We start from the raw sequence: 3,480 nt of genomic DNA on the forward strand, positions 1-3,480 counted from the left end.
CCAGTTATGCTCTCTAAAGGTCTTCGTGTGCATAAACCTACTGTTGCTCTTCATTCCAGTAATTAGGTTCTATCTAAAAAACTGAAATCTAAGAATGGCGGGAGCCAGAGTCCACCTTCTAAGGCTCAGACGCTCATCGAGCATTTGACTGAGAAAGCCTAAAGAGCAGCATTCACCTCCGCTACCAAAGTTTTCTCGATGTGACATTACTAGAAGTCGCAGGCTCACTTGTATCTAGAATGACAGAGATTCTTCAGGTACAGATACCTGCACCTTCAAGTAGGACGCGGACATGCAGCATTCTACTGTGAAAGCCAAGTTCATTGAAAATCATTAATAAGACGGCATCCCCTCTGAGACGTTGTCATCTAAATATATAGAAATGAGCCATTCAACCATACCCGGCAAACCGACTTCATTGTAGAAATCAGCGTGACTCCCTAAATGCATAACAAATCCACTCATACAGTTTATAGGCCAAGACGCCAGAGGTCTAAATTGTAAACGAAACATAACCTCACTACCTTTTAAGTTACTTCTAAAGTTTTTCTGATGTATTTAGGTGCTGCGCTCAATAGGTACGATTTTTGATGATAGCTTTCTTATATCTTCACTACGTTTCTCTTGGCGTTTAAAAGTCCGCAAGGTTGAAACTTCTAAATTAGTTAGAAGGAAATGTGTAATGAAAAAAATCTTAGCGCCTCCATTAGTTTTAGTCTCTGCTATGTTCGCTCCTACTTTGGCAGCGCAGACAGATATGAACAGTAGTACTTGGGAAGGAAACCAGAGCCAACGTCAGTTTTTTATTGGTTTAAAAAGCGGACATCAGTGGTCTCTAGACGATAGTTATGACCATTCAAACCCTCACACTAATATTCTAGGAGTATACGGTGGACTGAAGCTCACTCCATCTTGGAGCTGGGATCTTGGCTATCAATATCACGAAAAATTAGAGGCGGATGCTGCGTCGGTTGACATCAAAACATGGTTAATTGAAAGTGCGCTTCGCTATGATTGGTACTTGCAAGATAACTTAAGTTTGTATGGTCGACTCGGTATTGCCTATTGGGAGATGGAAAAAACACAACTTGCATTTTTTAGCAGTGATGCGGCTGGTTTTTCACCTATCGGTGAAGTAGGTGTTAACTATGTATTCACGCCTAACGTCCAATTGTCAGTCGGCTATCAGTACATTGATGCCATTGGTAATTCCAATCTGGGTAAATATGACAGTTATGGAATATTAGCGAGTCTGACTTATACGCTTGGAGATGCTCCTCAACCGACCATAGTCGAATCATCTCATAAGGAGCTACCTGTCATTGAAGAGCTACCAGTTACAGGGGCAGCAACAGTTATCTCAGACTCTCAAGAACAAATTAAGTTTCGAGGTGAGGGAGAATATCATCCTATTGCCTTTAATAATACAGACCAGGGGCGAACTCAAAATCGCCAAGTAGAAATAACCATCAACAATATTGGAGGCCTAGAGTAGCCTATGAATATCTATTTTGAATCACTATTTAAAAAAGCAGCGCTTTTGCTGTTTTTTGTCATAACAGGTTGTAATTCAGACGGCGCTCACGAGCCGACCGTTGTGCCGGAGTCACTGCAAGTGACGCCTGTAAATGAATCATTCCCTATTGGGCTGAGCAAGTCATTTACTGCTGTGTTGATTATGGATGACGGTACTGCTGTAGATGTAACTAAAGATGAAGCGTTATCTTGGACATCATCGGAAACGAGCGTTGCGACTATAGACAACGCTACAGGAATTGCTATGGGACACAGTGCTGGTACAACCACCATTACCGCTTCGGGTGAATTTAACGGCGTTCCGTTTACAGACTCAACCACGCTGATGGTCACCGCTGCTGTTCCAGAATTTCTCCTACTAACGCCACAAGATGAGACCGTCGGTGTTGGTTTGAGTAAGCAATTTATCGCTAAGTTGGCTTTCTCAGATGGTAGTGTTTTCGATTTAACTGAAGAAAAATCGTTACTTTGGGAGTCATCGGACGATGGTGTAGCCACGATAGACCGCTTTTTTGGGCGCGCGAAGGGGGTTGCTATTGGTGAAGCGACCATTACGGCTTCGGTCTCAATCAATGGCGTTTCATTAGAAGAATCAACTAAGTTGACGGTTAGTGCTCCTATACCTGAATCATTTAAGCTGACAACTCTAGATGAGTCAGTTGCTAATGGATTCAGTAAACAATTCATCGCTGTTATGTCGCTCACTGACGGTAGTGTTGTCGATATAACTGAAGATGAATTTGTAATTTGGAAGTCATCGGACGAGTATGTCGCATCTATAGACCGTATCAAAGGACTAGCAACAGGAAATAAGGCTGGTATAACGACCATCACGGCTTCATTTACTGTTGATGGGGGTATATGGAAAGAGTCAACCACATTGGCGGTTACCGACGCCGTACCAGTATCCCTTGAAGTGGATTGGGTTCCTGAGACTCCTGAAGTGACGCCAAACGGTGACATATTAATTAGTAATCATACGAGACAATTTTATGCAAAAGTAACCTTCTCTGATAATAGTATTATCAACGTGATACGACATCGCCTATTGACCTGGACGGAGTCAGACGGAGATGTTTTGAGCATAGACGCCTCTTCCGGAAAAGTAACCGGACATGAGAAGGGTAACTCGACGATTTATGGAACATTACTCTTTGATGGAGAAATCTTTGAAGATTCAGAGGATATCCTAGTAAAGACGTTGGCTGAAGATTACCTTGATCTTGTCGAGGTCGAGACAAGCAACGAGTCAAGCTACCGTAAGGTATTTACCAACTCGCCATCCAAAGCTTTTTCTTACCTTAGTCTCAACACTGATGATGTTACGAATGATTCTACGGAGGAGGAAAGAGAAATAGGCGAAAACGGGCCAGATGGAATCTTCCTCAAATTCACCTATGCTGATGCTCATAACATGTGCGATCACTACAACGAGTTACAAATTGGGGACCGTAGTAACTGGCGATTACCAACAATAGCTGAGCTACGAGATGAGTTGTATTGGATAAATGGTGATATGTACAAAGAGCGAAATTGGCCTACTAGCGTACGCTACTGGGCGAAAGAACTATCCGAAGCAGGAAACGGCATTACCGTTGGTTTAAATCCTACTTTCGGATATTATCAAGTAGATTTCGTACCACTGGCGTCGGGGAGAGCTTATGTCTCTTGTGTCTCAGATGCTACTCTAGCCGTTCCTCTTCCTTAATTCTCAATAATTTAAATTTACGACAAAAAGTGCCAGAACGACATCTGGCACTTTTAGTAGGCGCTGTTGCCTAAATTAGTTGAACCTTTTCCAAGGCCTGCGATCTGATCATTTGAAACGATTGGAATGGTGGCGATATGGATAAAGCAAAGAAGAAGATAACTAACCTGAGATCTGGTTAAGCAACGACTAAACCATACATATCTAACAGCTCAGACTCTTGGGCTGTTAGATCC

Annotated in this window: 2 protein-coding genes; both read left to right on the top strand. The window is 42.6% G+C overall.

From position 1 onward, the window contains the following. Nucleotides 1–682 precede the first annotated feature (682 nt). Nucleotides 683–1,495 carry a porin family protein gene (locus ACTRWI_RS22095; protein ID WP_499133848.1) on the top strand — a complete coding sequence of 271 codons (813 nt, stop codon included), beginning with the start codon at nt 683–685 and terminating at the stop codon, nt 1,493–1,495. A 3-nt stretch (nt 1,496–1,498) separates the two neighbouring features. After that, nucleotides 1,499–3,244 carry an Ig-like domain-containing protein gene (locus tag ACTRWI_RS22100; RefSeq protein ID WP_499133849.1) on the top strand — a complete coding sequence of 582 codons (1,746 nt, stop codon included), beginning with the start codon at nt 1,499–1,501 and terminating at the stop codon, nt 3,242–3,244. Nucleotides 3,245–3,480 lie beyond the last annotated feature (236 nt).

It is taken from the genome of Pseudoalteromonas sp. G5_S1_14_S5, assembly GCF_054968605.1.

What these genes read in the sequence shown, in the direction of transcription:
- ACTRWI_RS22095 (WP_499133848.1), top strand. Translation starts at nt 683, where the DNA reads ATGAAAAAAATCTTAGCGCCTCCATTAGTTTTAGTCTCTGCTATGTTC.
- ACTRWI_RS22100 (WP_499133849.1), top strand. Translation starts at nt 1,499, where the DNA reads ATGAATATCTATTTTGAATCACTATTTAAAAAAGCAGCGCTTTTGCTG.